Consider the following 26,406-nt stretch of genomic DNA (forward strand, 5'->3'; position numbering starts at 1 on the left):
AGAAGCGTCTCGGAAGCGTTACAGGAACCGCATGGAATTTGCGTGAGCGGCGCGCCAGCCGATTGGATGACCCGTCCCTCTCGGAACCGGTGTGTCCGGCAGAGGCTGTAGCGTGACGTGGCAATGCAGCAAGGCACCGTGAGAACGCGCAGAAGCGCGGACAGATACGACGGCGAGGACTGATGGCACCCGAACCCGAAGCAAACGGCGGCGGATTCTCGGATGGCACCGACTCCGGGATCGTCGGCGGCGTGGTCGGGGACGGCCGTTACCGCATGACCCACCGGCTGGGACGCGGCGGTATGGCCGAGGTCTTCGCCGCGGAGGACGTGCGTCTGGGACGCACGGTCGCGGTGAAACTGCTCCGTTCCGATCTCGCCGAGGACCCGGTCTCCAAGGCCCGCTTCACACGCGAGGCGCAGTCGGTCGCGGGCCTCAACCACCATGCGATCGTCGCCGTGTACGACTCCGGCGAGGACGTCGTGGCCGGCGCGACCGTCCCGTACATCGTCATGGAGCTCGTCGAGGGCCGCACGATCCGCGACCTCCTGCTCAACGCCGAGGCCCCGCCCCCCGAGCAGGCGCTGATCATCGTCTCGGGTGTGCTGGAGGCGCTCGCGTACTCCCACCAGCACGGCATCGTGCACCGGGACATCAAGCCCGCGAACGTGATCATCACGCATTCCGGCGCGGTCAAGGTGATGGACTTCGGCATCGCGCGTGCGCTGCACGGCGCCCAGTCGACGATGACCCAGACGGGCATGGTCATGGGCACGCCTCAGTACCTCTCCCCCGAACAGGCGCTCGGCAAGGCGGTCGACCACCGTTCCGACCTGTACGCCACCGGCTGCCTGCTCTACGAACTTCTCGCCCTGCGCCCGCCGTTCACCGGTGAGACCCCTCTCTCCGTCGTGTACCAGCACGTCCAGGACATTCCGGTGCCGCCCTCCGAGGTATCGGACGGCGTGCCGCCGGAGCTGGACGGCCTCGTCATGCGCTCGCTCGCGAAGGACCCGGACGACCGGTTCCAGAGCGCCGAGGAGATGCGCGGCCTGGTCCAGTACAGCCTGCAGATGCTCCAGGTCCAGGGCGGCCACACGGGCACCTGGAACACCGGCCCGGTCGTGATGCACGAAGGCGGCCACACCGCGCCGATGAACATCGGCGGCGGTACGGCGGCGATGGGTCACCCGATGCACGGGGACACCTCGCAGGGCCCGATCCTGCCGCCCATGAACCCCGATGACGGGGCGTACGCCGGCGGGCACCACAACGGTGGTGGGCGCGGCAAGATGTGGCTCTTCGTCCTGCTGGCCCTGATCGCGATCGGCGCGGGTGTCGCGTTCGCCGTCAACGCGGCGAACGACGCGAACAACAAGAAGACACCGACCAACCCGTCGACCTCGGTGTCCCCGTCCGAGTCGGAGGCCTCCCCGGAGCCGACCGACGAGGAGACGGAGGAGACCCAGGAACCGGACGACTCCACGGGCGGCCAGACCTGGCCCACCAAGGACCCGACGTGGACCCCGTCCACCGAGCCGACCGAGCCGACTCAGGAGCCGTCGGAGACCCCGACGTCGCCGGACCCGGGGACGAGCGACGGCACCACGACGACGGACGGTGGAACGGGCGACGACGACGGCGGCACCGACGACGGCGGAACCGGAACAGACACCGGAGCGACTACGACGGGGACCACGGACGGAAGCACCGCTGGTACCCCGGGTGGTGCTGCCGCGGGCGATCCCGCCGGAGGCGCCACCGGGTAGGCGCCGTGGGGGGCCCTCAGCCCGTGAAGGCCCCGCACACCGCCTCGTACTCCCGCGTCCACCACACCGCCAGGGCCGACACCGCAGGAAACTGCGGGTCGGCCCTTCGGTCGTGCAGGCGGTAGCGCCAGCGCAGTATCCAGAAGTCGTTCAGCCGCTCCCACCACACGCGGTGCACCGCCGCCGCCAGTTCGGCCGCTCCGGCGCCGGCCGACCGCCGGTAGGCGCGCGCGTAGGCCCGGACCTTCTCCAGGTCCAGTTCCCCGTCCGGCCGGACGAAGAAGATCGCCGCGGCCCGCACGGCCTCCTCGGCACGGGGCTGCACGCCCAGCCGGTCCCAGTCCACGATCGCGACGGGGTCCGCACCCCGGTAGAGCAGATTCAGCGGATGGAAGTCGCCGTGCACCCAGCCCCTGGCGGGCCCCGCCGGGGTGGGCGGGCGGCGGTGCGCGTGTTGTTCCAGCAGGGCGCGGCGTTCGACGAGACGGTGTACGGCGAGTTCGTCGAAGGCGTCCCGGGGGCCCATGCCGCGCGCGGCCGCCAGCAGGTCGTCGATCAGCGCGAACGTATCGGCGGGATCAGGGCTCTGCCCTCCTGCCGGAGGCGGCGGATCCGCCTCCATGACCTGCTCCAGATGCGTGTGTACGGCCCCGAGGAGGGCCCCGAGCCGTTGTGACTGGGCGGTCGTCAGCTGGGCGCCGTCCCGGTGGAGACCGTCCACCCAGGGGTGCAGGGCATAGTGCTGACCGTCGATCACCGTGACGGTGTCACCCTCCGTGTCCGCGAGGGGCGGGGCGACCGGTACCCCCAGGGAGTGGAGCTGCTGGGTCGCCCGGTGCTGCCTGACGATCGTGGCGTGGTCGCCGCTGGCGTCGTCGAGGTGGTGCTTGTCCAGGTGGTGCTTGAGGAAGTACGCACCGCGGGCGGTGGAGATCCGGTAGCCGTGGTTGAGCAGGCCTTTGGTGAGCGGCTCGCAGGTGAGGGGCTCACCGGCGTCCGGATAGCGGCGCAGCACCTCGCCGACCGGCGGAACAGGTGGGAGGGTCACAGATGAGCGCAGCACTCGCCACATGTTAGGTGACGCTGAGTGGCTGATTTCACTGACTTGCGTCGAAGCTCAGAGTGTGCATCTGGACGACGTGCGGATCGAGCCGGAGAAACACCGGATCAAAGGTCTCGCCGTTCACCTCGGCGGGGCCGGCTCCGAAGAGTTCCCGCTGGTCAGCGGTCGGGTGCACGAGCTCGGCGAGGCCGGTGAACTGGACCGACCACAGGTCCTCCGCACCGTCGGACGCGCTGTCCGTCCTGGAGTTGAAGTTGTCCGCCCCGTAGGCGATGACGCTTCCGTCGCAGGACTCGTGATGGCCGAGCCCTCTGTGCATCCGCAGGACGACACGGCCCTCGATCACCAGGTGACGGGCCACGGCCAGGAAGGGCAGGGCGCGCATGCTGGTGGCCAGCCGGCCGTAGTGGACGCTGCCGAGCAGTTCGATGGCGCGCAGTTCGTCGGAGGGGTGGGGAGGGGGCATGCGCTCCACTCTCCGGCATCTTGTAGGGGCCGGGTAAGAGTCGGCCGCCCCGGTCGTGCCGGGACCAAAGTCCCGGCAGCGCGACTCAGCGCTTCTCGGCCTGGAGCCGGGCCACGTACGCCGCGGCCTGCGAGCGCCGCTCCATGCCCAGTTTGGCGAGGAGGCTGGAGACGTAGTTCTTGATGGTCTTCTCGGCCAGGTGCAGCCGCTCGCCGATGACCCGGTTCGTCAGCCCCTCGCCGATCAGGTCGAGAATCCTGCGCTCCTGGTCGGTCAGGCCGGAGAGCCGGTCGTCGCCCTTGCCGTCCTTTCCTTCGCGCAGCCGCTCCAGGACCCGCGCGGTGGCCGCAGGGTCCAGCAGCGATTTCCCGGCCGCGACATCCCGTACGGCATTCAGCAGTTCGTTGCCGCGGATCGCCTTGAGCACGTATCCGGAGGCGCCGGCCATGATCGCGTCGAAGAGGGCCTCGTCATCGGCGTACGAAGTGAGCATCAGGCATTTGATCGACTCGTCCTTCGAGCGGACCTCGCGGCAGACCTCGACCCCGCTGCCGTCCGGCAGCCGTACGTCCAGGACGGCGACATCCGGCCGTGTCGCCGGGATGCGTACGAGCGCGTCGGCGGCCGTGGAGGCCTCGCCGACGACCTCGATGTCCTCCTCGACGGAGAGCAACTCGTGAACTCCGCGCCGGACCACCTCGTGGTCGTCCAGCAGAAATACGGTGATTTTTCCATCTTCGGGCACAATCGCAGTCTCACACATTCCCTTCCTGTATGCCCTTCCCTGGCGGTGTCGACCGGGATAACGTGCCGTTGTTCCGGCGGCCTGCAAGGCTGTTGCCAGTGCTGTGACCAGCACGACTTCGCGATTTTTTCGATTTACTTGGAAATCCAAGCAAAATCGCAGGTCACAAGGTGTTTCGCAGTTATGCGGTGCACTGGGTAACGTGCCTATGACAGGGCGCTCGCCGGGGCACCTGTCACGCCTGTTCCCGGCCGAGCGGCACCCACCCCGTGCACGGGTCCGGACACAGGCGAGCCGCACTGGCTTCCCGGCCATCCCGGGGGCCGGACCGACGGAGGAGCACGCACGTGACCGTGGAAAGCACTGCCGCGCGCAAACCGCGACGCGCCAGCAAGCGGACCAGCGCCGCGAAGACACCACAGGCTTCCGAGCCCCAGCTGGTACAGCTGCTGACGCCCGAGGGCGAGCGCGTCGAGCACCCGGACTTCGAGATCGACCTGAGCGCCGAGGAGCTGCGCGGTCTGTACCGCGACATGGTTCTGACCCGCCGTTTCGACGCCGAGGCGACCTCGCTGCAGCGCCAGGGCGAGCTGGGCCTGTGGGCCTCGCTGCTGGGCCAGGAAGCCGCGCAGATCGGCTCCGGCCGGGCCCTGCGCGACGACGACTACGTCTTCCCGACCTACCGGGAGCACGGTGTCGCCTGGTGCCGGGGGGTCGACCCGACCAATCTGCTCGGGATGTTCCGCGGTGTGAACCACGGTGGCTGGGACCCGACGACCAACAACTTCCACCTCTACACGATCGTCATCGGCTCGCAGACCCTGCACGCCACCGGCTACGCCATGGGCGTCGCCAAGGACGGCGCGGACTCGGCCGTGATCGCGTACTTCGGTGACGGCGCCTCCAGCCAGGGCGATGTCGCGGAGGCCTTCACCTTCTCCGCCGTCTACAACGCCCCCGTGGTGTTCTTCTGCCAGAACAACCAGTGGGCGATCTCCGAGCCCACCGAGAAGCAGACCCGAGTGCCGCTCTACCAGCGCGCACAGGGCTTCGGCTTCCCTGGTGTCCGGGTCGACGGCAACGACGTGCTGGCCTGTCTGGCGGTCACCAGGTCGGCGCTGGAGCGTGCCCGCCGGGGCGAGGGTCCCACCCTCGTCGAGGCGTTCACCTACCGGATGGGCGCCCACACCACCTCCGACGACCCGACCAAGTACCGGGCGGACGAGGAGCGGGTGGCATGGGAGGCCAAGGACCCGATCCTGCGGTTGCGCACCTACCTGGAGAACCAGGGCCTCGCCGACGCGGAGTACTTCGCCGCGCTGGAGGAGGAGAGCGAGACCCTCGGCAAGCGGGTGCGCGAAGTGGTACGGGCCATGCCCGACCCGGACCGGCTGGCGATCTTCGACCACGCCTACGCCGACGGCAGCCCGCTCGTCGACGAGGAGCGCGCACAGTTCGCCGCCTACCAGGCATCGTTCGCCGAGGAGGGCAACTAGCCATGGCCGTTGAGAAGATGTCCATCGCGAAGGCGCTCAACGAGTCGCTGCGCAAGGCACTGGAGACCGACCCCAAGGTCCTCATCATGGGTGAGGACGTCGGCAAGCTGGGCGGGGTCTTCCGCATCACGGACGGGCTCCAGAAGGACTTCGGCGAGGACCGGGTCATCGACACCCCGCTCGCCGAGTCCGGCATCGTCGGTACGGCGATCGGTCTGGCCCTGCGCGGATACCGCCCGGTCGTCGAGATCCAGTTCGACGGCTTCGTCTTCCCCGCGTACGACCAGATCGTCACGCAGCTCGCCAAGATGCACGCCCGTGCGCTCGGCAAGATCAAGATGCCGGTCGTCGTCCGTATCCCGTACGGCGGCGGCATCGGTGCCGTCGAGCACCACAGCGAGTCGCCCGAGGCCCTGTTCGCGCACGTCGCGGGCCTGAAGGTCGTCTCGCCGTCCAACGCGAGCGATGCCTACTGGATGATGCAGCAGGCCGTGCAGAGCGACGACCCGATCATTTTCTTCGAGCCGAAGCGGCGTTACTGGGACAAGGGAGAACTCGACACCGAGTCCATCCCCGGCCCGCTGCACAAGGCCGCCGTGGCACGTGAGGGCTCCGACCTCACGCTCGCCGCGTACGGCCCGATGGTGAAGGTCTGCCTGGAGGCGGCCGCCGCCGCGCAGGAGGAGGGCAAGTCGCTGGAGGTCCTGGACCTGCGGTCGATGTCCCCGATCGACTTCGACGCCGTCCAGACGTCGGTCGAGAAGACCGGCCGGCTCGTGGTGGTCCACGAGGCGCCTGTGTTCTACGGCTCCGGGGCCGAGATCGCCGCCCGGATCACCGAGCGCTGCTTCTACCACCTGGAAGCACCGGTACTGAGGGTCGGCGGCTATCACGTCCCCTACCCGCCGGCCCGGCTCGAGGACGAGTACCTGCCGGGTCTCGACCGGGTGCTCGACGCCGTCGACCGCTCGCTGGCGTACTGAGGAGAGGGATCGTGACGACGATGACCGAAACGTCTGCTCGTTTCCGCGAGTTCAAGATGCCGGATGTGGGCGAAGGACTGACCGAGGCGGAAATCCTCAAGTGGTTCGTCCAGCCCGGCGACACCGTCACCGACGGACAGGTGGTGTGCGAGGTCGAGACGGCGAAGGCCGCCGTGGAACTGCCGATTCCGTTCGACGGGGTGGTGCACGAGCTGCGCTTCCCCGAGGGCACGACCGTCGATGTCGGCGAGGTGATCATCGCGGTGGACGTGGCACCCGGCAGCGCTGACGTCCCCGCCGTTCCGGAAGCCGCTCCCGCGGCCGCTCCGGAGCCCGTGGCCAAGGCGGACCCGGAGGCACCCAAGGGCCGTCAGCCGGTGCTCGTCGGTTACGGCGTGGCCGAGGCCTCCACCAAGCGCCGCGCCCGCAAGGGCGTCGAGGTCCCGGGTCCGGCCGCGGCCGCGATCCAGGCCGAGATCAACGGCCACCATGCCGTGGTCCCGGAGACCCGGCCGCTCGCCAAGCCGCCGGTGCGCAAGCTCGCCAAGGACCTGGGCATCGACCTCGCCACGGTCACACCGACCGGTGAGGGCGGCGTCATCACGCGCGAGGACGTCCACGCGGCGGCCGCGCCCGCTGCTGCCGAGGTCCCTGCCGCACCGGCGCCGGTGGTCGCTCCGGCCGCTCCCGCCGCTCCCGCGGTGGCGACGGTCCAGGGTGCCCGGGAGACCCGTATCCCGGTCAAGGGCGTACGGAAGGCCATCGCGCAGGCCATGGTCGGCAGCGCCTTCACGGCTCCGCACGTCACCGAGTTCGTGACGGTCGACGTGACCCGCACGATGAAGCTGGTCGCGGAGCTCAAGGAGGACAAGGACCTCGCGGGAGTCCGGGTCAACCCGCTCCTGATCATCGCCAAGGCGCTCCTGGTCGCGATCAAGCGCAACCCGGACGTCAACGCGGCCTGGGACGAGGCCAACCAGGAGATCGTGCAGAAGCACTACGTCAACCTGGGTATCGCCGCGGCCACCCCGCGCGGACTGATCGTGCCGAACATCAAGGACGCGCACGACAAGACCCTTCCGCAGCTTGCCGCGGCACTGGGCGAGCTGGTCTCCACGGCGCGCGAGGGCAGGACGTCCCCGGCGGCCATGGCGGGCGGCACGGTGACCATCACGAACGTCGGCGTCTTCGGCGTCGACACGGGTACGCCGATCCTGAACCCGGGTGAGTCCGCGATCCTGGCGGTCGGCTCGATCAAGCCGCAGCCGTGGGTCCACAAGGGCAAGGTGAAGCCCCGCCAGGTGACCACGCTGGCACTGTCGTTCGACCACCGGCTGGTCGACGGCGAGCTCGGCTCGAAGGTGCTCGCGGACGTCGCGGCGATCCTGGAACAGCCCAAGCGCCTGATCACCTGGGCCTAGCGAGCCTGTTCCACAGACGGAGAGAGGGGCCTCCCGCATCGCGCGGGAGGCCCCTCTCTCCGTCTGCCGTGGCCGGGGCTACTTCTTGAAGCCGTAGTCCAGGAGCTTCGTCGCGTCCGCGGTCCGGGTGGTCGAGGACGTCGACGTGAGAACGGTGCCGATGACGGTCCTGCCGTTACGGGTCGCGGCGAAGACCAGGCAGTACTTGGCCGTCGGGCCCGAGCCGGTCTTCACACCGATGGCACCGGTGTAGCTGCCGAGCAGGGCGTTGGTGTTGGACCACGACATGTAGCGGTAGCCGCCGGTCTTCGTCGTGACCTTCTGCTTCGTCGACTTCGTCTTCACGATGGCGCGGAACGTGGAGTTCTTCATCGCGCCGCTGGCGATCGTCGTCAGATCGCGGGGCGTCGAGTAGTTCGAGCCGCTGCTGATGCCGTCGAACGAGTCGAAGTGCGTGTTCTTCAGGCCGAGAGCCTTCGCATCGGCGTTCATCTTGCCGATGAAGGACTTGACCCGTGCCGCGCGGGTGGTGCCGGTGCCGAACTTGTCCGCCAGGGCGTACGCCGCGTCGCAGCCGGACGGCAGCATCAGCCCGTAGAGGAGCTGGCGGACCGTCACCTTGTCGCCGACGATCAGCCGGGCCGACGAGGCGGTCTTGGAGACGATGTAGTCGCTGTAGGCCTTCTGGATCGTGACCTTGGTGTCCAGGTTCAGGTTCTTCTGGCTCAGCACGACCTTGGCGGTCATTATCTTCGTGGTGGAGCCGGTGGAGCGGCGTATGTCCGCGCTCTTGCTGTAGAGCGCCCTCGCGGTGCCGTTGTCCATCACGAAGCCGCCCTTGGCGGCGATCGTGGGCGTGGGCGGAGTCGCCGCCTGTGCCGTGGAGGCGAACGCGCTGCCGGTGAGGACAGCGCCCGCGGTGAAGACCACGGTGGCGGCAACGGTTGCGCGATTTATGCCCTTAAGACCAAGTTTCAAGTCAAACGCTCCAAATACCGCTGAATTGCGGCTACATGAGAGTGCCGCTCGAAGGTGAGACTCCTGAGAGTCGCGAATGGATGTGCCCCCGCGCGGGTGAATTCGGCCGCCCGGCCGACGGGCCGTGCGGCTCCGGGGTGTGTCCCGCATGGTGGACGACGTCTGGCATGGGTACATGTTGTATCTATGCTGTGTGCATGCCTGCCGCACCCCCTGCCCCCGCCAAGCAGCCCCCCGCCAAGCAGCCCCCCGCCAAGCAGCCCCCCGCCGCCGAGCGTGTGTACACACACATCAAGAAGGCGGTCCTGGACCGCCGTTACGAGGGCGGCACCCTCCTCACGGAGGGCGACCTGGCGGAGGCCGTGGGCGTATCCCGTACCCCCGTGCGGGAGGCACTGCTGCGCCTCGAGGTCGAAGGGCTGATCAAGCTCTACCCGAAGAAGGGCGCCCTGGTGCTCGCCGTGTCCGCGCAGGAGATCGCGGACGTCGTGGAGACCCGGCTGCTCGTCGAGGAGTTCGCCGCCCGCAAGGCCGTCCCCGCCCCGGCACAGCTGATCGCCCGGCTCGAACAGCTGCTGGAGGAACAACGGCAGCTGGCCGAGGAGGGGGATCTGTCTGCCGTATCGGTGAAGGACCGCTGTTTCCACGCCGAGATCGTGCGGAACGCGGGCAACGAGATCCTCTCGCGTCTCTACGACCAGCTGCGTGACCGGCAACTGCGGATGGGCGTCGCCGTGATGGAGGCGCATCCCGGCAGGATCGCCGCCAACATCACCGAGCACGGCGAGCTGCTGGACGCCATCAGGGCCGGTGACGCGGAAGGCGCCGCGCAGGTCGTGCGTCGCCACGTCAGCCGGGTCAAGGTGCTGGTCAGGGGTGATGACCGGTGACGTCGGGTGTCCCCACCCTCTCCCTGCCGGGCGATCCGCCCGGCGGCCGGCGTGCCGCCCGGATCTGGGGCATCGGGGTGGCCGTCTACTTCGTGGCCATCATCTTCCGTACGAGCCTGGGCGTCGCCGGGCTCGACGCCGCCGACCGTTTCGACGTCAACGCTTCGGCGCTGTCGACGTTCTCCATCCTCCAGCTGCTCGTCTACGCGGGCATGCAGATACCGGTCGGCCTGATGGTCGACCGGCTCGGCACCAAGAAGGTCCTCACCATCGGGGCGGTGCTCTTCACCCTGGGACAGCTCGGCTTCGCGCTCTCCCCCTCGTACGGAATGGCGCTCGCCTCCCGTGCCCTGCTCGGCTGCGGCGACGCCATGACGTTCATCAGCGTGCTGCGCCTCGGTGCCCGCTGGTTCCCCGCCCGGCGCGGGCCGCTGATCGGCCAGGTCGCCGCGCTGTTCGGCATGGCGGGCAACCTCGTCTCGACCCTCTTCATCGCGCGCGCGCTGCACGGGTTCGGCTGGACCACCACCTTCGTGGGCAGTTCGCTCGCCGGCGTGGTGGTGCTGGTCGTGCTGATGCTCTACCTGAAGGACCACCCCGAGGGCCACGAACCGCCGCCCGCCGAACACGCGGGCGCCGCCTACGTGCGCCGGCAGATCGCCGCCGCGTGGCGGGAACCGGGCACCCGGCTCGGCATGTGGGTGCACTTCACCACGCAGTTCCCCGCGATGGTCTTCCTGCTGCTGTGGGGCATGCCCTTCCTGGTGGAGGCGCAGGGGCTGAGCAGGGGAACCGCCGGTGAACTGCTCACCCTGGTGGTGCTCTCCAACATGGGGGTGGGGCTCGTGTACGGGCAGATCATCGCCCGTCACCATGCGGCGCGCGCCCCGCTGGCCCTCGGTACCGTCGCGGTGACCGCGCTGCTCTGGGCGGCCACGATCCTCCACCCCGGTGACCACGCCCCGATGTGGCTATTGGTCACCCTGTGCGTGGTGCTGGGCTCCTGCGGACCCGCGTCGATGATCGGCTTCGACTTCGCCCGGCCCGCCAATCCGCCGGAGCGCCAGGGCACCGCGTCGGGCATCGTCAACATGGGCGGCTTCGTCGCCTCGATGATCACGCTGTTCGCGGTCGGCGTGCTGCTGGACGCGACGGGTGACAACTACCGCGTAGCGTTCGCCTCGGTCCTCGTCCTGGAGGCGCTCGGGGTGCTGCAGATCCTGCGGCTGCACGCGAGTGCCACGCACAGGGAGCGCGACCATCACGTGGTCAGCCGGGTGGAAGCCGTGCACGTACCCGCGTGACCGCGCCCCGGCGGCGCGTCCGTCGCTGTCCTTCGAGGGACGGGCGCCGCCGGTCACTTCACCCCGGCACGAGGCCCCGTCGGGTGCCGCGACGGCGCACTACGACGACACGACGAAGTTCCGCAGGATGCTCGCCGCCAGGTCCTGGTCGCCGTCGACCTTGATCCGGTCCTCGACCGCCTGCGGGCGCACCCGGCCGCAAGCCAGGCGGTAGTACGTCTCCCAGTCCATCCCCAGGGTCGCCGCGGGGCCCAGTGACGGCGCACCGTCGACCGAACCGCGTCCGTCCCCGTCGACGCGGACCGTGCGCAGGAACTCCACGGGGCCGTGCACGTCGAACACCACCGCCGAATTGGGCGGCGCCCCCGCGTCCTTGGCGACCACATCGGGCAGCGCGGCCAGGAGGGTGTCCCGGGTGATCAGGGCGCCGGGGGAGTCCATGTTCCCCGGCTGTCCCAGCGTCGCACGCAGGTCCTGCTCGTGGACCCAGACGTCGAAGGCCCGCATGTGCAGTGCCAGTTCCAGCGTCTGTTCGGCGCCCAGGGGAGCCCGCACCATCGTCTCGGGCGCCCGGGTCTCGTTGCGCAGCTGACGCATCCGACGGATGAGCGTGTACTCCAGCTCGGAGGTCATCTCCGGCGCGGTGTGGTGGCGCCGTACGTCGACCTGCATCTCCATGTACCGCTGGTGGTCGTTCTGCACGTGGTAGAGGTCGCGCGGCAGTGTGTGGATCGGGCGCGGATCGCCGAGCTGCTCGCACTCCATGCCGATGACGTGCGAGACGATGTCGCGCACCGACCAGCCCGGGCAGGGTGTGCGGCGGTTCCACTCCCCCTCGGCGAGCGGCTTCACCAGCTCGGCTATCGACTCGACGGATTGGGTCCAGGCATCGGCGTAGGTCTGGAGGCTGGGATGGACGGTCACGGGACCCCTCGTGCGGTTCTGCGGTGCATGGGCTGGAGTGCAGGGAGTGCTGGCGGCTGGCCGGCACTGACGGCGCTGTCTGCGGGCTGCGTGGGAGGTTCGCTCGCTAAGTTACGCTGCGAGCAGGCACCCCGGCAGTGCTTTCGTGTGACGATCGTAGGCCCGTGTTGACGGCTCGAATGCCAGGACGGTGGTAGTGTGCGCGCCTCCCTCATCCAGATCGCAGTAGACCCGGACGAATCAGTCAATTCCCGTAGGGAGCGAGCAGCTTCGCTGGTCGTGGCCCAGGGAGATGCGGATCTGGTGCTCCTGCCCGAGCTCTGGCCGGTCGGCGCCTTCGCCTACACCGCTTTCGCCGACGAGGCCGAACCGCTCCAGGGGCCCACCCATGACGTGATGGCGAAGGCCGCGGCCGAGGCCGGGGTCTGGCTTCACGCGGGCTCCTTCGTCGAGCGGGCCGATGACGGGACCCTCTACAACACCTCGCTGGTCTTCTCGCCCCAGGGCGAGCGGGCAGCCGCCTACCGCAAGATCCACCGCTTCGGCTTCGACAAGGGCGAGGCGGTGATGATGGGCGCCGGCGAGGAGCTCGTCACGGTCGCCCTGCCGCAGACCACTCTCGGTCTTGCCACGTGCTACGACCTGCGCTTCCCGGAGATGTTCCGGGGCCTGGTCGACGCGGGTGCCGACACTCTGGTCGTCGCGGCCGGCTGGCCGGAGCGCCGCCGCTCGCACTGGACGCTGCTGGCGCAGGCGCGGGCCGTCGAGAACCAGGCGTACGTCCTGGCCGTCGGCACGGCGGGAACCCACGCCGGGGTCGAGCAGGCCGGGCACAGCATCGTCGTCGATCCGTGGGGCGAGGTGCTCGCCGAGGCAGGGGCCTCGGAGGAGGTGCTCACCGTGGAGTTCGACCCGGCGAAGACGGCCACCACGCGGGAGCAGTTCCCGGCACTCAAGGACCGGCGCCTGGGTCTCGCTCCGCCGCGCTGACGTTCGGGAGTTACGGCGTACCGGCCGAGCGGGCGTTTCACGTGAAACAGCCTGCCCGGCTGTCAGCCGTCACCGAGCTCCTTGTCGTGTTCCTTGTCCGCCAGGACGATCACGCACACCGCCACCGCGATGAGCAGCGACGTGTCGGCGTCCTCGCGCACGATGTCGATGCCGTACGTGTCCCGGACGGTGAGCCACCGCCGCGAGATCTGGGCGAGCAGTTCGCCGTCGTAGTCCACGGCGAATTCGCGGTCCAGGATCTTGCCGCTGACGTCGAGTTCGGTGCCGTCCACCAAGGTCACCCGGTAGTGGTTGCGCAGCAGCGAGAGCCGCTTGCGCCTGACCTTGGCGAGCTCCTCCCCGTTCCGTTGGATGATCATGGTGTCGCGCAGGCTGAGCAGCTTCTGACGGAACTCGACCAGCACCAGGCCGTCCGCGTCCTTGAGCTCGAAGGTGTCGCGGACCCGCATGGCCTTGCCGTCGACGAGGAAGAGCTTGCGCCCGTCCGTGTCCTCGATCCAGTAGTCGTCGCCGACGGCGAACAGACGCTCACGTACGAGAAGTCTCATGGATCACAGGTTCCCCGACGCCCCACCGGAATGCGCGCAGGCCGAGGTGATGTTGACTGTTGTCATGACTGCACGTGCACGCGTTCGCGCCCCCGAACTGATCGGCAAGGGCGGCTGGCTCAATACAGGCGACCAGCAGTACACCCTCGCTGATCTGCGAGGACGCATTGTGATCCTGGATTTCTGGACCTTCTGCTGTGTGAACTGTCTGCATGTCCTGGACGAGCTGCGCGAGCTGGAGGAGAAGCACCGCGACACCGTGGTGATCATCGGGGTCCACTCACCGAAGTTCGTGCACGAAGCGGAGCACCAGGCCGTCGTCGACGCGGTCGAGCGCTACGAGGTGCACCACCCCGTACTCGACGACCCCGAGCTCGCCACCTGGAAGCAGTACGCCGTGCGGGCCTGGCCGACGCTCGTCGTCGTCGACCCCGAGGGTTACGTCGTCGCTCAGCACGCGGGCGAGGGGCATGCTCACGCGATCGAGAAGCTCGTCGAGGAACTGGAGGCCGAGCACGCGGAGAAGGGCACGCTGCGCCGCGGCGAGGGCCCGTACGTGGCGCCCGAGCCCGTCGCCACGCATCTGCGTTTCCCGGGCAAGGCGCTGCTGCTGTCCGACGGTGGCTTTCTCGTCTCCGACACCACCCGACACCGTCTGGTCGAGCTCGACGCGGACGGTGAGACGGTCCGCAGGCACTTCGGTGCCGGTGAGCGCGGGCTCGTGGACGGCGGGCCGGACGAGGTCCGGTTCAGCGAGCCGCAGGGGCTCGCGGTCCTGCCCGACGGCCGGATCGCGGTCGCGGACACGGTGAACCACGCGATCCGTGCGCTCGACCTCACGACCGGGCTCACGACCACACTCGCCGGAACGGGCCGTCAGTGGTGGCAGGGCTCCGCCACCAGCGGTCCGGCCCGGGACGTGGACCTCTCCTCGCCGTGGGACATCGCCTGGTTCGGTGACCGGCTGTGGATCGCCATGGCCGGGGTGCACCAGCTGTGGACGTACGACCCGGCCGGGGGCACGGTGCGGGTCGTCGCAGGGACGACCAACGAGGGGCTGGTGGACGGACCCGGCGCCGAGGCGTGGTTCGCGCAGCCGTCCGGTCTCGCCGCGGCCGAGGACCGGCTGTGGGTCGCCGACTCGGAGACGTCCTCGCTGCGCTACGTCGACCGGGAGGGTGCCGTGCACACCGCGGTCGGCACCGGACTCTTCGACTTCGGCCACCGCGACGGCCCGGCCGGCCAGGCCCTGTTCCAGCACCCGCTGGGCGTCACGGCCCTGCCCGACGGCTCCGTCGCCGTCAGCGACACGTACAACCACGCCCTGAGGCGTTACGACCCCGAGAGCGGTGAGGTCACCACGCTCGCCACGGACCTGCGTGAGCCGAGTGACGCCGTGCTCGTCGACGGCGATCTGGTCGTCGTCGAGTCGGCCCGGCACCGGCTGACCCGGCTGCGGCTGCCCGACGAGGCGGTACGCGTTGCCGACCAGGCGCACCGTACCAAGCGCGCCGCCACCGAGATCGCCGGCGGAACGTTGCGGCTGGACGTGGTCTTCCAGGCACCCGCGGGCCAGAAGCTGGACACCCGGTACGGTCCCTCGACCCGGCTGCTCGTCTCCTCGGCCCCGCCGGAACTGCTTGCGGAGGGTTCGGGGCCGGGTACGGACCTGGGCCGTGACCTGGTCCTGGCGGACGGTGTCACCGAGGGCGTCCTGCATGTCTCCGCGATGGCGGCGTCCTGCGACGACGACCCGGAGAACGAGTACCCGGCCTGCCATGTGCACCAGCAGGACTGGGGTGTGCCCGTCCGCGTCACCGCCGACGGGGTGTCCCGGCTCCCGCTGGTGCTGGCCGGCATGGACGACCGGGGCTGAGGAACCGGAAGCCGTCGGCGCCGTCGCGCAGCCCGTGGCGCCGGGCTGCGCGACGGCGCCGCATCGGCCGTTCCCCGAACCGCCGGGGGGCCGACGGGGTCCGCGGCGCGCCTCGCCCCGGGGGGCCGGTTCCACCCCGTACGACGCCGCGTCCGCGCCCTCGGGTCACTGGTAGCGGCGCTCGTCCTCCGACACGACCGTGGTGGTGGGCGGCACGACCATGCGGCGACGACGCGCGATGCTCATGTAGACGAAGACCCCGACGAGCCCGACCAGCATCATGATCCAGCCGACCAGGTCGACGTTGACCGTCTCCAGCTTCCAGTCGGTGGCGAAAGCGAGAATCGCCCCGGCACCGATCAGGAGAATGCATCCTCCGAGTCCCATGATTTCCGCCTCCTCGACGACCCGGTGAATCCGGGCCGGTGTACCGGTCGCGTACCCGGCCCGGCAACAACCATGTCCCGGTGACCTGTGGAGGAGGCGGAGGGTCAGCCGGCCAGGAACGCCGCCAGGGCGTTCGCCAGCAGGTAGGGGTCGTCGGCGCCGCACAGTTCGCGGGCGCTGTGCATCGACAGGATCGCGACGCCGACGTCGACGGTCTGGATGCCGTGCCGGGCGGCGGTGATCGGACCGATCGTCGTACCGCAGGGCATCGCGTTGTTGGAGACGAACGTCTGCCACTGCACGCCCGCCTTCTCGCACGCCGCCGCGAACACGGCCCGGCCGCTGCCGTCCGTCGCGTACCGCATGTTGACGTTGACCTTGAGGATCGGGCCGCCGTTGACCACCGGGTGGTGCGTCGGGTCGTGGCGCTCGCCGTAGTTGGGGTGGATGGCGTGACCGGTGTCGGAGGAGAGGCAGACGGTTCCGGCGAACGCCCTGGCGCGGTCCTCGTAACTGCCGCCGCGGGCGAACACGGAGCGCTCCAGGACCGCGCCGAGCAGCGGGCCGTCCGCGCCGGTGTCGGACTGGGAGCCGTTCTCCTCGTGGTCGAAGGCGGCCAGCACGGGGATGAACGGGATCTCGTCGTCGCTCTGCCCGGCCACGGCGGCCAGCGCGGCCGTCGCGGCGTGCACGGAGAGCAGGTTGTCCATGCGGGGTCCGGCCACCAGCTCGCGGTCGCGGCCCAGGTAGGCGGGCGCCTCGACGGCGTGCGGCATCAGGTCCCACCCGGTGACGTCGTCGGCTTCGACGCCGGCCTCCTCGGCGACGAAGCGGATGAGATCGCCCTCCTGGACCTCACCGAGCCCCCAGATCGGCTGCATGTGCTTCTGGCGGTCGAGCTTGAGCCCTTCCGTGTTGGCCGACCGGTCCAGGTGCACGGCCAGCTGCGGCACGCGCAGCAGCGGGCGGTCGATGTTGACCAGCCGGTGCGTACCGTCGCGGAGCGAGATCCGGCCGGCGAGGCCCAGGTCGCGGTCGAGCCAGGTGTTGAGGAGCGTTCCGCCGTAGATCTCGACGGCGATCTGCCGCCAGCCGTAGGACCCGGTGTCGGGCATCGGCTTGACCCGCAGATTGGGGGAGTCGGTGTGCGCTCCCGCGATCCGGAACGGGGTGTTGGCCGTGGCCCCCTCCGGCACGTACCAGGCCACGATCGCCCCGCCGCGCAGGACGTACTTCCCGCCCGTGGTGGCGTCCCATTCCGCGGTCTCCTCGACCTGCCGGAAACCCGCCTTCTCCAGCCGGGCCGCGGCGGCCGCCACGGCGTGGTACGGGGAGGGGCCGGCCATCAGGAAGGCCATCAGGTCGTCGGTGTGACCGCGGTCGAAGCGGAGGGGAGAACTCATGCTCTTCACTTTAACGACGGCTGAAGGGGAGCATCCGCCGCGTCGGACGAGGGCCGCGGCCCGTCGTCCGGAAAAGGCCCCCGCCCGTGCGCAGGACCCGGGTGCCGATCATGGCGACGGCCCGCCCCGGGTACCCGGGGCGGGCCGTCTGTGCCGAAGGGCGAACGGAGGACCTTAGAACGCGGCCTCGTCCAGCTCCATCAGCGAGTTGTCCACGGCCTCGGCGAGCGCGCGCTCGGCCGAGACACCCGGCAGGACGTTCGCGGCGAAGAACTTCGCGGCGGCGATCTTGCCCTGGTAGAAGGCGACGTCCTTCGGGGAGGCGCTCGGCAGCTTCTCGGCAGCCACGGCCGCACCCTTCAGCAGCAGGTAGCCGACGACGACGTCGCCGGAGGCCATGAGCAGACGGGTGGTGTTGAGGCCGACCTTGTAGATGTTCTTGACGTCCTCGCCGGTCGCGGTGAGGTCGGTGATCATCGTGCCGACGATCGCCTCGAGGTCCACGACGGCCTTGGCGAGGTTGTCCAGCGCGCCGGACAGCTCCTCGTTGTCCTGAGCACCCGCGAGGAACTTCTTGATCTCCTCGGAGAGGGTGTTCAGCGAGGCGCCCTGGTCGCGGACGATCTTCCGGAAGAAGAAGTCCTGGCCCTGGATCGCCGTCGTGCCCTCGTACAGGGTGTCGATCTTGGCGTCACGGATGTACTGCTCGACCGGGTACTCCTGGAGGTAGCCGGAGCCGCCGAAGGTCTGGAGCGACTGCGCGAGCTGCTCGTAGGACTTCTCGGAGCCGTAGCCCTTCACGATCGGGAGCAGCAGGTCGTTGAGGCCGTTCAGCGCCGTGGCGTCCTCGCCCGCGGCCTCCTGCACCTGGATCGCGTCCTGGACGGAGGCGGTGTACAGCACGAGGGAGCGCATGCCCTCCGCGTACGCCTTCTGCGTCATGAGGGAGCGGCGCACGTCGGGGTGGTGCGTGATGGTGACCTTGGGGGCCGTCTTGTCCATGAACTGCGACAGGTCGGTGCCTTGGACGCGCTCCTTGGCGTACTCCAGCGCGTTGAGGTAGCCGGTCGACAGGGCGGCGATGGCCTTCGTGCCGACCATCATGCGGGCGAACTCGATGATGCGGAACATCTGGCGGATGCCCTCGTGCTTGTCACCGATGAGCCAGCCCTTCGCGGGGTGCTGGTCGCCGAAGGTCATCTCGCAGGTGTTGGACGCCTTGAGGCCCATCTTGTGCTCGACGTTCGTCGCGTAGACGCCGTTGCGCGCACCGAGCTCACCGGTGGTCCAGTCGAACTCGAACTTGGGGACCAGGAAGAGGGAGAGACCCTTGGTGCCCGGGCCCGCGCCCTCGGGGCGTGCCAGCACGTAGTGGAGGATGTTCTCGGACATGTCGTGCTCGCCCGAGGTGATGAAGCGCTTCACACCCTCGATGTGCCAGGAGCCGTCCTCCTGCTCGACGGCCTTGGTGCGGCCGGCGCCCACGTCCGAGCCGGCGTCCGGCTCGGTCAGCACCATCGTCGAGCCCCACTGCTTCTCGACGGCGATCTCCGCGACCTTCTTCTGCGCCTCGTTGCCCTCGTCGAAGAGGATGCCGGCGAACGCCGGGCCGGACGAGTACATCCATACGGCCGGGTTGGAACCGAGCAGCAGCTCCGCGTAACCCCAGATCAGGGAGCGGGGGGAGGTGGTGCCGCCGATCTCCTCGGGAAGGCCCAGGCGCCAGTACTCGGAGTCCATGAAGGCCTGGTACGACTTCTTGAAGGTGTCGGGGACCGGCGCGGTGTTGGTCTCCGGGTCGAAGACCGGCGGGTTGCGGTCGGCGTCGGCGTAGGAGTCGGCGAGCTCGTTCTCCGCGAGCCGGGTGATCTCGTCAAGGATGGTCTTCGCCGTGTCGACGTCCATCTCCGCGAACGGGCCGGTGCCGTACAGCTTGTCGCGCCCGAGGACCTCGAAGAGGTTGAACTCGATGTCGCGGAGATTCGACTTGTAATGCCCCATGGGAAGGCTCCGTAATCAATAGCAGTGGCGCGCAGCGCCCCGTGGAGGAGTGAGGATCGGGCGACGGGCGGACGTGGGTATATCAGCTGACCTCTCCGATGATGCTACCCGTCAGTAATAAGACGCAACCCCTCAAGGCTCGATGTGTCCGATTACTCTTTGCGGCATGTATGGCTACGACCAGAACCCGGGTGCACAGCAGCAGATGGGTGGCGGCTACGGCGAGCAGCCGCTGTATCCCGAACCCTCGCCGCCCTCCCTGGCTGACGCGGTACGGGCCTTCACGACCGGCTCCCTGTCGGCGGAGGACTTCCAGCAGATCTTCGCGACCTCGAAGGTCTACTGCCCACGCGGCGACAATCCGGGATTCCTCGCCCTCCACAACACCCAGCAGCCGGTGATCCCCATGTTCACCACGCTCAAGGAGCTGCGGCGTTATGCGGGCAAGGAGTCCAAGTACTTCGTGATCACCGGGGCCGAGGTGATCGACCTGCTGCCGACCGGCTACGGCTTCGTCCTGGACATGGAGGGCGAGCATCGCATGGTCTTCGACGCCAAGGCGGTGGAGCAGATGGTCGACTTCGCCATGCGCCGCATGTACGGCTGAGGGCGGCGCGGCTCAAGGCCTTCGCCGCTGCGCGGACGCCGATCGCGGGACCCGGGGAGGGGCCCGTACCGACTGGGTACGGGCCCCTTCGCGCGGTCCGGGGCCGGGCGGGAATGGATGTCGCCTTGCTAGATGTTCACCATTCAACTAAATTGAATGCAGAAGACCCTCCGGAGGTGGCTCCCATGCCCGCAGTGACCGTCGAAAACCCGCTGACCCTGCCCAAGGTCGCCGCCCCGGCCGATGCCGTGGCCCGCCCCGTGCTGACCGTCACGACCGCGCCGAGCGGCTTCGAGGGTGAGGGCTTCCCGGTGCGGCGCGCCTTCGCCGGGATCAACTACCGGCACCTCGACCCGTTCATCATGATGGACCAGATGGGTGAGGTGGAGTACGCCGCCGGCGAGCCCAAGGGCACTCCCTGGCACCCGCACCGCGGCTTCGAGACCGTCACCTACCTCATCGACGGATCCTTCGTCCACCAGGACAGCAACGGTGGCGGCGGCACCATCGAGAACGGCGACACCCAGTGGATGACGGCGGGCTCCGGTCTGCTGCACATCGAGGCCCCGCCGGAGTCCCTCGTCGTGTCCGGCGGCCTCTTCCACGGCCTCCAGCTCTGGGTGAACCTGCCGAAGGCCGACAAGATGATGGCCCCGCGCTACCAGGACATCCGCGGTGGTCAGGTCCAGCTCCTCGCCTCCCCGGACGGCGGCGCGCTCCTGCGCGTCATCGCCGGTGACCTGGACGGCCACGAGGGCCCGGGGATCACGCACACCCCGATCACCATGGTCCACGCGACGGTGCGGCCGGGCGCCGAGGTGACCCTGCCGTGGCGCGAGGACTTCAACGGCCTCGCGTACGTACTGGCCGGACGCGGGACCGTCGGCCAGGAGCGCGGCCCGGTCCGCATGGGGCAGACCGCCGTGTTCGGTACGGGGTCCTCGCTGACCGTCCGCGCCGACGAGGCGCAGGACGGCAACACCCCGGACCTGGAGGTCGTGCTGCTCGGCGGCCGTCCCATCCGTGAGCCGATGGCGCACTACGGGCCGTTCGTGATGAACACCCAGGACGAGCTCAGGCAGGCATTCGACGACTTCCAGGCGGGCCGCCTCGGTACGGTGCCCGCCGTCCACGGCATGTGACCGCACCGCACGGAGTGTGGGTGACGGACCGTCACCCGTACGCCCGTGCGGGCGGGACACCGTGTCTGCCCCGTGATCGGGTGGGAGCGTGCCTACCCGGAAGCCCCTCCTGCCCGACATCGCGCGGCGGACGGCCGCCTGGTGCGGCGTGCTGCTCCTGGCCGCCGGTGTCGCGGCAGTGGCGATCTGGCTGGTCGTCGTGCTCAAGACGGCGGTCACCCCGGTCCTGCTCGCCCTGCTCGGCACGGCACTGCTGGGGCCGGTCCACCGCTGGCTGACCGCCCGCAGGGTGAACAGGTCGCTGGCCGCCGGGCTCACCTGCGTGGCACTCGTCGGGGTGGTCGGCGGCGCCGGGTACATCGTCGTCACGGTGCTCGTCGACACGGGTCCGCAGATCGTCGACTCGCTGAAGGACACCGCGCAGTGGGTCGTCGGCCACCTCGACATCGAAGGCGTCGCCGACGTGGACGACCTCGCCGACAACGCCAAGAGCCTCGTCGAGAAGTTCGGTGCGAGCGCCGCGGGCGGACTGCTCAGCGGGATCAGCCTGATCGGCTCGCTCGTCACCACCAGCGTCCTGGCGCTGCTGCTGACCTTCTTCTTCCTGCGTGACTCCGACCGGGCCGCGGGCCTCGCCCACAGCCTCGCCCCGCGCGGTACCGGTGCCCTGGTGGAGGCCATGGGGCGCAGGGCCTTCGAGGCCGTCGAAGGCTTCATGCGCGGAACCACGCTCATCGCCCTCATCGATGCCCTGTGCATCACGGTGGGCCTGCTGATCCTGCGGGTGCCCGGCGCGGCAGGGTTGGGGGCGCTGGTCTTCGTGGGCGCCTACATCCCGTATCTGGGTGCCTTCCTCTCCGGTGCGGTCGCGGTGCTGGTGGCGCTCGCCGACCGGGGGTTCGTGATCGCGCTCTGGGCGCTCGGGGTGGTGCTCGCCGTCCAGGTGCTGGAGGGCCATGTCCTGCAGCCGGCCATCCAGAGCCGCACGGTCCAGATGCACCCCGCCATGATCATGATCGCTCTGACCGCGGGCGCGAGCGTCGCGGGCCTCCTGGGCATGCTGCTCGCGGTGCCGCTCTGCGCGGCGGTGTTCGGCGTGATCGGTGAGCTGCGCAAGGGCTACGAGGCACCTGAACCCTCATGACCGCCTCACCACCGAGACCCGCGCGCTTCAGGACTCCGGTGGTTCCGTCGACTCGCACAGCTCGAACCAGATCGACTTCCCCTCCCCCCGCGGATCCACCCCCCACGTGTCGGCGAGCATCTCCATCAGGACCAGCCCCCGCCCGCTGGACGCCATCTCGCCGGGGCGTCGCTTGTGCGGGAGCTCGTCGCTGGCGTCGGCCACCTCGACGCGCAGCAGCCGGTCGCCCTGTTCCCCGCTCACCTCGGCGACGAGCAGGGCGTCCCCGTCCGTGTGGACGAGGACGTTCGTCGACATCTCCGAGACCAGCAGTTCCGCCGCGTCGATCTGCTCCCCGTCGGACCAGTCGTGCAGCAGCTCACGCACCTGCTGCCGGGCGGCGGCGATGCGCTCGGGCTCGGCCTGGGCGATGGTCATCGCCGAGCGGCGCCCCGGTGCCGTGAGGGTCGTCGCGCCCTCCCGGCGCAGCACGAGCACCGCGATGTCGTCCTCGCGGCGGTCCACCAGGGGCCCGGTCGTGTGGTGCGAGCCCGGGCCGTGCACCGCCTGTACCAGGGAGTCGGCGAGCTCCTCCAGGTCCTCGGTGGGCTCCTCCAGGATCGGCCTGAGCCTGGTCCAGCCGGTGGCCATGTCGTGCCCGCCGGTCTCGATGAGCCCGTCCGTGCACAGCATGATCGTTTCGCCCGGTTCCAGGACGACACGGGTCGTCGGATAGTCCGCGTCCTTCTCGATGCCCAGCGGCAGACCTCCGGCGGTCTGACGGATCACGGCGGTGCCGTCGACGTTGATCACGACCGGGTCGGGATGGCCGGCCCGGGCGATGTCGAGGGTGCCGGTGTCCGGATCGGCCTCCGCGTACAGACAGGTGGCGAAGCGTGCAGCGGTGGCCTCGTCCTCCTCTGCCGCGCCGTCGTACTCCTCGGTGAGCCCGGACAGGAAGCGCGACGCCCGGGAGAGCACGGCGTCGGGGCGGTGCCCCTCGGAGGCGTAGGCCCGCAGGGCGATCCGCAACTGGCCCATCAGCCCCGCGGCCCGTACGTCGTGGCCCTGGACATCACCGATGACGAGGGCGATACGGCCGTTGGGGAGCGGAATCATGTCGTACCAGTCGCCGCCGACCTGGAGCCCGCCGCCGGTCGGGACGTAGCGGGCGGCCACCGTCAGGCCGGGGACCCCCGGGCCGAGGGACGGCATCATCGCCTTCTGCAGCCCCAGCGACAGCTCGCGCTCCGTCTCGGCCGCCCCGGCGCGGGCCAGCGCCTGTGCCAGCATCTTGGCCACGGTCGTCAGCACGGCCCGCTCGTCCGGCGAGAAGGCCACACTGTGCCGGAACGCGGCCATCCAGGCGCCCATGGTGTGCCCCGACGCGATCAGCGGCACGAAGGCCCAGGAGCGGCGTCCGAAGCCGCGGGCGAGCGGCCAGGTGGTCGGGAAGCGCTTCCGGTACTCCTCGGGCGTGGGGAGGTAGATGGCCTGCCCCGTCCGCACCACCTCGGCGGCCGGATAGTCGGTCTCCAGCGGCATGTCCGTGAAGGGCTTCTCGTCGCCCATGTTGTGCCCGTGGTGGCCGACGACGGTCAGGCGCTCGCCAGAGATGCCGAAGACGGCCAGCCCGTCCGGTGAGAACCCGGGCATGGACAGCGACCCGGCGACCCGCAGGACCTCCTCGGTGGACCCGGCCTCCGCCAGCGCGCGCCCCGCGTCCAGCAGGAAGGCCTCGCGCGAGCGGCGCCAGTCCCCGGTGATCGGGCTGAGCGCGGCCAGGACTCCCGCCGACGGTTCGGAGACCTCCTGGAGGATGCCCATCAGCACGTACTCGAAGCGGCCCGGACTCTTGACGGGAACGGGCTTCGAGCGGCTGCGTACGGTACGGAGCACCGTGCCCTGCTCGTCCACGATCCGCAGTCTGGCCTCGGCCACGGTGTCCTCGGCGATCGCGAAGTTCACCACCCCGTCGATCTCGTTCCAGTCGGCCGGATGGAAGCGGGGGCGTACCTCCTCCGAGGGGTAGACCGAGGCCTCGGCAGGCAGACCGAGCAGCCGGGCCGCCTCCGCGTCGAGCGTGACGGTGCCGGCGGAGCTGTCCCAGCTCCACAGACCGGTCACGATCGCAGCCAGGATCTCCTCGGTGCGCATTGCCCCACTTTATGAAGATGTTCTCCACGGACGCCACCGAGGGACGGCCGCCCGACGGCCGTCCGCGCAGGGTCACCGGCTGCGTCCCGTGCGGCCCGGGAGGCCGTGCGGGATCAATGTCAATGAAGTGGTGCGCCTACGGGCGGTAGCCTGGGGTGTCAATCCACCCCGACCGCGAAGACTGGATGAACGACGATGCATCGGTACAGGTCCCACACCTGCGGCGAGCTCCGCGCCTCTGACGTCGGCACCGACGTCCGGCTGAGCGGCTGGCTGCACAATCGCCGAGACCTGGGTGGCATCCTCTTCATCGATCTGCGCGACCACTACGGTCTGGTGCAGCTCGTCGCCCGCCCCGGCACCCCCGGCAACGACGCCCTGTCGAAGCTGACCAAGGAGACGGTCGTCCGGATCGACGGCAAGGTCTCCGCGCGCGGCGCCGACAACGTCAACCCGGAGCTCCCGACCGGCGAGATCGAGATCGAGGTCACCGAGGTCGAGGTGCTGGGCGAGGCCGCCCCGCTGCCCTTCACGATCAACACCGAGGACGGGGTCAACGAGGAGCGGCGCCTGGAGTACCGCTTCCTCGACCTGCGCCGTGAGCGCATGCACCGCAACATCATGCTGCGCTCGTCCGTGATCGCCTCCATCCGCTCCAAGATGGTGGCCCTCGGCTTCAACGAGATGGCGACCCCGATCCTCGCCGCGACGTCCCCCGAGGGCGCCCGCGACTTCGTGGTCCCGTCCCGTCTGAACCCGGGCAAGTTCTACGCCCTTCCGCAGGCGCCGCAGCAGTTCAAGCAGCTGCTGATGATCTCCGGCTTCGACCGCTACTTCCAGATCGCACCGTGCTTCCGCGACGAGGACGCCCGCGCCGACCGTTCGCCCGGCGAGTTCTACCAGCTCGACGTCGAGATGTCGTTCGTCGAGCAGGAGGACGTCTTCCAGCCGATCGAGAAGCTCATGACCGAGCTCTTCGAGGAGTTCGGCAACGGCCGCCCCGTCACCTCGCCGTTCCCGCGCATCCCGTTCCGCGAGTCGATGCTGAAGTACGGCAACGACAAGCCTGACCTGCGTGCCCAGCTGGAACTCGTCGACATCTCCGACATCTTCGCGGACTCGGAGTTCAAGGCCTTCGCCGGCAAGCACGTCCGCGCCCTCCCGGTGCCGGACACCGCGGGCCAGTCCCGCAAGTTCTTCGACGGCCTCGGTGCGTACGCGGTCGAGCACGGCGCCAAGGGCCTCGCCTGGGTCCGCGTCGGCGAGGACGGCACGCTGGCGGGCCCGATCGCCAAGTTCCTCACCGAGACGGACGTCAAGACCCTCACCGAGCGTCTGTCCCTCGTCCCCGGCCACGCCGTCTTCTTCGGCGCGGGCGAGTTCGACGAGGTTTCCAAGATCATGTCCGTCGTCCGCGTCGAGGCCGCCAAGCGCGCCGGCCACTTCGAGGAGGGCGTCTTCCGCTTCTGCTGGATCGTCGACTTCCCGATGTACGAGAAGGACGAGGAGACCGGCAAGATCGACTTCTCCCACAACCCGTTCTCCATGCCCCAGGGCGGCATGAAGGACCTGGAGGAGAAGGACCCGCTCGACATCCTGGCGTGGCAGTACGACATCGTCTGCAACGGCATCGAGCTGTCCTCCGGCGCCATCCGTAACCACGAGCCCGAGGTCATGCTGAAGGCCTTCGGCATCGCCGGGTACGAGGCGGAGACCGTCGAGAGGGAGTTCGCGGGCATGCTGCGCGCGTTCCGCCTCGGCGCCCCGCCGCACGGTGGCATCGCCCCGGGCGTCGACCGCATCGTGATGCTGCTGGCCGACGAGCCCAACATCCGGGAGACGATCGCCTTCCCGCTCAACGGCAACGCCCAGGACCTGATGATGGGCGCCCCGAGCGAGCTGGACGAGACCCGCCTGCGCGAGCTGAACATCCAGCTCCGCAAGCCTGTCGCGTCGGCCAAGGAGAAGGCGGAGGCCAAGGACTCGGTGGCCAGGGACACCGGCGCGAAGTAAGCGTCAGCGGTTCCGCTTCGGTTCCACGTGAAACAGTCCCCGGCCGCTCCGGCCGGGGACTGTTTTCGTGCGCGCACGGGATACGCACAGGAACGCACA

At 69.5% G+C, this 26,406-nt stretch carries 22 protein-coding genes; 12 read left to right on the forward strand and 10 right to left on the reverse strand.

Annotation, left to right across the window (positions count from 1 at the left end; all coding sequences use genetic code 11):
- Positions 1-182: 182 nt before the first annotated feature.
- Positions 183-1,769, forward strand: coding sequence for a protein kinase domain-containing protein (locus OG844_RS27235; protein ID WP_406393791.1), 1,587 nt, complete (start codon positions 183-185; stop codon positions 1,767-1,769).
- A 16-nt stretch (positions 1,770-1,785) separates the two neighbouring features.
- On the opposite strand, the gene OG844_RS27240 is transcribed toward OG844_RS27235, so the two are convergent.
- From OG844_RS27240 to OG844_RS27250, 3 genes are all read right to left on the reverse strand, one after another.
- Entirely contained in the window at positions 1,786-2,784 is a 999-nt protein-coding gene (locus OG844_RS27240) for a phosphotransferase (protein ID WP_406396276.1), read from the reverse strand.
- An 82-nt stretch (positions 2,785-2,866) separates the two neighbouring features.
- A complete protein-coding gene (locus tag OG844_RS27245) occupies positions 2,867-3,298 on the reverse strand; it encodes a pyridoxamine 5'-phosphate oxidase family protein (protein ID WP_406393792.1) in 432 nt (143 codons plus the stop codon).
- A gap of 85 nt (positions 3,299-3,383) precedes the next feature.
- Positions 3,384-4,043, reverse strand: a complete 660-nt coding sequence (locus OG844_RS27250) for a response regulator transcription factor (protein WP_351166411.1) — start codon at positions 4,041-4,043, stop codon at positions 3,384-3,386.
- A gap of 347 nt (positions 4,044-4,390) precedes the next feature.
- Between OG844_RS27250 and pdhA the strand changes: the two genes are divergently transcribed.
- Genes pdhA through OG844_RS27265 form a run of 3 tightly spaced genes read left to right on the forward strand, consistent with a single transcriptional unit; the run spans position 4,391 to position 7,943 of the window.
- Positions 4,391-5,539: a pyruvate dehydrogenase (acetyl-transferring) E1 component subunit alpha gene (gene pdhA / locus OG844_RS27255; protein WP_406393795.1), complete on the forward strand. Its 1,149-nt coding sequence runs from the start codon at positions 4,391-4,393 to the stop codon at positions 5,537-5,539.
- Between the two features lie 2 nt (positions 5,540-5,541).
- Positions 5,542-6,522, forward strand: a complete 981-nt coding sequence (locus OG844_RS27260) for an alpha-ketoacid dehydrogenase subunit beta (RefSeq protein ID WP_329209228.1) — start codon at positions 5,542-5,544, stop codon at positions 6,520-6,522.
- A gap of 11 nt (positions 6,523-6,533) precedes the next feature.
- Positions 6,534-7,943 carry a dihydrolipoamide acetyltransferase family protein gene (locus OG844_RS27265; protein WP_406393796.1) on the forward strand — a complete coding sequence of 470 codons (1,410 nt, stop codon included), beginning with the start codon at positions 6,534-6,536 and terminating at the stop codon, positions 7,941-7,943.
- Between the two features lie 78 nt (positions 7,944-8,021).
- Here OG844_RS27265 and OG844_RS27270 read toward each other — a convergent pair whose 3' ends face one another.
- Positions 8,022-8,921 carry a D-alanyl-D-alanine carboxypeptidase family protein gene (locus OG844_RS27270; RefSeq protein WP_406393798.1) on the reverse strand — a complete coding sequence of 300 codons (900 nt, stop codon included), beginning with the start codon at positions 8,919-8,921 and terminating at the stop codon, positions 8,022-8,024.
- Between the two features lie 197 nt (positions 8,922-9,118).
- Between OG844_RS27270 and OG844_RS27275 the strand changes: the two genes are divergently transcribed.
- The gene (locus tag OG844_RS27275) at positions 9,119-9,811 is read left to right on the forward strand and encodes a GntR family transcriptional regulator (RefSeq protein WP_406393799.1); all 693 of its coding nucleotides are present in this window, start codon (positions 9,119-9,121) and stop codon (positions 9,809-9,811) included.
- The gene (locus OG844_RS27280; protein WP_406393801.1) at positions 9,808-11,115 is read left to right on the forward strand and encodes a nitrate/nitrite transporter; all 1,308 of its coding nucleotides are present in this window, start codon (positions 9,808-9,810) and stop codon (positions 11,113-11,115) included. The genes OG844_RS27275 and OG844_RS27280 overlap by 4 nt, the downstream gene beginning before the upstream one ends.
- 99 nt (positions 11,116-11,214) lie before the next feature.
- Here the strand turns inward: OG844_RS27280 and OG844_RS27285 are convergent, their stop codons facing one another.
- Positions 11,215-12,039, reverse strand: a complete 825-nt coding sequence (locus tag OG844_RS27285; protein ID WP_406393802.1) for a maleylpyruvate isomerase family mycothiol-dependent enzyme — start codon at positions 12,037-12,039, stop codon at positions 11,215-11,217.
- A 198-nt stretch (positions 12,040-12,237) separates the two neighbouring features.
- Here OG844_RS27285 and OG844_RS27290 point away from each other — a divergent pair, with 198 nt between their 5' ends.
- Positions 12,238-13,029, forward strand: coding sequence for a carbon-nitrogen family hydrolase (locus tag OG844_RS27290; RefSeq protein WP_406393804.1), 792 nt, complete (start codon positions 12,238-12,240; stop codon positions 13,027-13,029).
- A gap of 62 nt (positions 13,030-13,091) precedes the next feature.
- Here the strand turns inward: OG844_RS27290 and OG844_RS27295 are convergent, their stop codons facing one another.
- Positions 13,092-13,598 carry an LURP-one-related/scramblase family protein gene (locus tag OG844_RS27295; RefSeq protein ID WP_406393805.1) on the reverse strand — a complete coding sequence of 169 codons (507 nt, stop codon included), beginning with the start codon at positions 13,596-13,598 and terminating at the stop codon, positions 13,092-13,094.
- Between the two features lie 64 nt (positions 13,599-13,662).
- On the opposite strand from OG844_RS27295, the gene OG844_RS27300 reads away from it, so the two are divergent.
- The gene (locus tag OG844_RS27300) at positions 13,663-15,474 is read left to right on the forward strand and encodes an NHL domain-containing thioredoxin family protein (RefSeq protein WP_406393806.1); all 1,812 of its coding nucleotides are present in this window, start codon (positions 13,663-13,665) and stop codon (positions 15,472-15,474) included.
- Positions 15,475-15,639: 165 nt separating this feature from the next.
- On the opposite strand, the gene OG844_RS27305 is transcribed toward OG844_RS27300, so the two are convergent.
- From OG844_RS27305 to OG844_RS27315, 3 genes are all read right to left on the reverse strand, one after another.
- Positions 15,640-15,861 carry a DUF6458 family protein gene (locus tag OG844_RS27305; RefSeq protein WP_406393807.1) on the reverse strand — a complete coding sequence of 74 codons (222 nt, stop codon included), beginning with the start codon at positions 15,859-15,861 and terminating at the stop codon, positions 15,640-15,642.
- A 104-nt stretch (positions 15,862-15,965) separates the two neighbouring features.
- Complete coding sequence (locus tag OG844_RS27310; RefSeq protein ID WP_406393809.1) at positions 15,966-17,264, reverse strand: M18 family aminopeptidase; 1,299 nt, start codon at positions 17,262-17,264, stop codon at positions 15,966-15,968.
- 174 nt (positions 17,265-17,438) lie between these two features.
- Entirely contained in the window at positions 17,439-19,265 is a 1,827-nt protein-coding gene (locus OG844_RS27315; protein WP_406393810.1) for an acyl-CoA dehydrogenase, read from the reverse strand.
- 166 nt (positions 19,266-19,431) lie between these two features.
- Between OG844_RS27315 and OG844_RS27320 the strand changes: the two genes are divergently transcribed.
- From OG844_RS27320 to OG844_RS27330, 3 genes are all read left to right on the forward strand, one after another.
- Entirely contained in the window at positions 19,432-19,872 is a 441-nt protein-coding gene (locus OG844_RS27320) for an SseB family protein (protein ID WP_351166227.1), read from the forward strand.
- Positions 19,873-20,057: 185 nt separating this feature from the next.
- Positions 20,058-21,014 (forward strand): pirin family protein, encoded by a 957-nt coding sequence (locus OG844_RS27325; RefSeq protein ID WP_406393812.1) that lies wholly within the window; start codon positions 20,058-20,060, stop codon positions 21,012-21,014.
- An 88-nt stretch (positions 21,015-21,102) separates the two neighbouring features.
- Positions 21,103-22,158, forward strand: a complete 1,056-nt coding sequence (locus OG844_RS27330; RefSeq protein ID WP_406393814.1) for an AI-2E family transporter — start codon at positions 21,103-21,105, stop codon at positions 22,156-22,158.
- Between the two features lie 27 nt (positions 22,159-22,185).
- Here the strand turns inward: OG844_RS27330 and OG844_RS27335 are convergent, their stop codons facing one another.
- Entirely contained in the window at positions 22,186-24,294 is a 2,109-nt protein-coding gene (locus tag OG844_RS27335; RefSeq protein WP_406393815.1) for a SpoIIE family protein phosphatase, read from the reverse strand.
- A 195-nt stretch (positions 24,295-24,489) separates the two neighbouring features.
- Between OG844_RS27335 and aspS the strand changes: the two genes are divergently transcribed.
- Positions 24,490-26,307, forward strand: coding sequence for an aspartate--tRNA ligase (aspS, locus tag OG844_RS27340; RefSeq protein WP_406393817.1), 1,818 nt, complete (start codon positions 24,490-24,492; stop codon positions 26,305-26,307).
- Positions 26,308-26,406 lie beyond the last annotated feature (99 nt).

It is taken from the genome of Streptomyces sp. NBC_00887, assembly GCF_045207585.1.

What these genes read in the sequence shown, in the direction of transcription:
- OG844_RS27325 (WP_406393812.1), top strand. Translation starts at nt 20,058, where the DNA reads ATGCCCGCAGTGACCGTCGAAAACCCGCTGACCCTGCCCAAGGTCGCC.
- OG844_RS27320 (WP_351166227.1), top strand. Translation starts at nt 19,432, where the DNA reads ATGTATGGCTACGACCAGAACCCGGGTGCACAGCAGCAGATGGGTGGC.
- OG844_RS27310 (WP_406393809.1), bottom strand. Translation starts at nt 17,264, where the DNA reads ATGAGTTCTCCCCTCCGCTTCGACCGCGGTCACACCGACGACCTGATG.
- OG844_RS27295 (WP_406393805.1), bottom strand. Translation starts at nt 13,598, where the DNA reads ATGAGACTTCTCGTACGTGAGCGTCTGTTCGCCGTCGGCGACGACTAC.
- aspS (WP_406393817.1), top strand. Translation starts at nt 24,490, where the DNA reads ATGCATCGGTACAGGTCCCACACCTGCGGCGAGCTCCGCGCCTCTGAC.
- OG844_RS27300 (WP_406393806.1), top strand. Translation starts at nt 13,663, where the DNA reads ATGACTGCACGTGCACGCGTTCGCGCCCCCGAACTGATCGGCAAGGGC.
- OG844_RS27335 (WP_406393815.1), bottom strand. Translation starts at nt 24,294, where the DNA reads ATGCGCACCGAGGAGATCCTGGCTGCGATCGTGACCGGTCTGTGGAGC.
- OG844_RS27315 (WP_406393810.1), bottom strand. Translation starts at nt 19,265, where the DNA reads ATGGGGCATTACAAGTCGAATCTCCGCGACATCGAGTTCAACCTCTTC.
- OG844_RS27245 (WP_406393792.1), bottom strand. Translation starts at nt 3,298, where the DNA reads ATGCCCCCTCCCCACCCCTCCGACGAACTGCGCGCCATCGAACTGCTC.
- OG844_RS27275 (WP_406393799.1), top strand. Translation starts at nt 9,119, where the DNA reads ATGCCTGCCGCACCCCCTGCCCCCGCCAAGCAGCCCCCCGCCAAGCAG.
- OG844_RS27260 (WP_329209228.1), top strand. Translation starts at nt 5,542, where the DNA reads ATGGCCGTTGAGAAGATGTCCATCGCGAAGGCGCTCAACGAGTCGCTG.
- OG844_RS27305 (WP_406393807.1), bottom strand. Translation starts at nt 15,861, where the DNA reads ATGGGACTCGGAGGATGCATTCTCCTGATCGGTGCCGGGGCGATTCTC.
- OG844_RS27235 (WP_406393791.1), top strand. Translation starts at nt 183, where the DNA reads ATGGCACCCGAACCCGAAGCAAACGGCGGCGGATTCTCGGATGGCACC.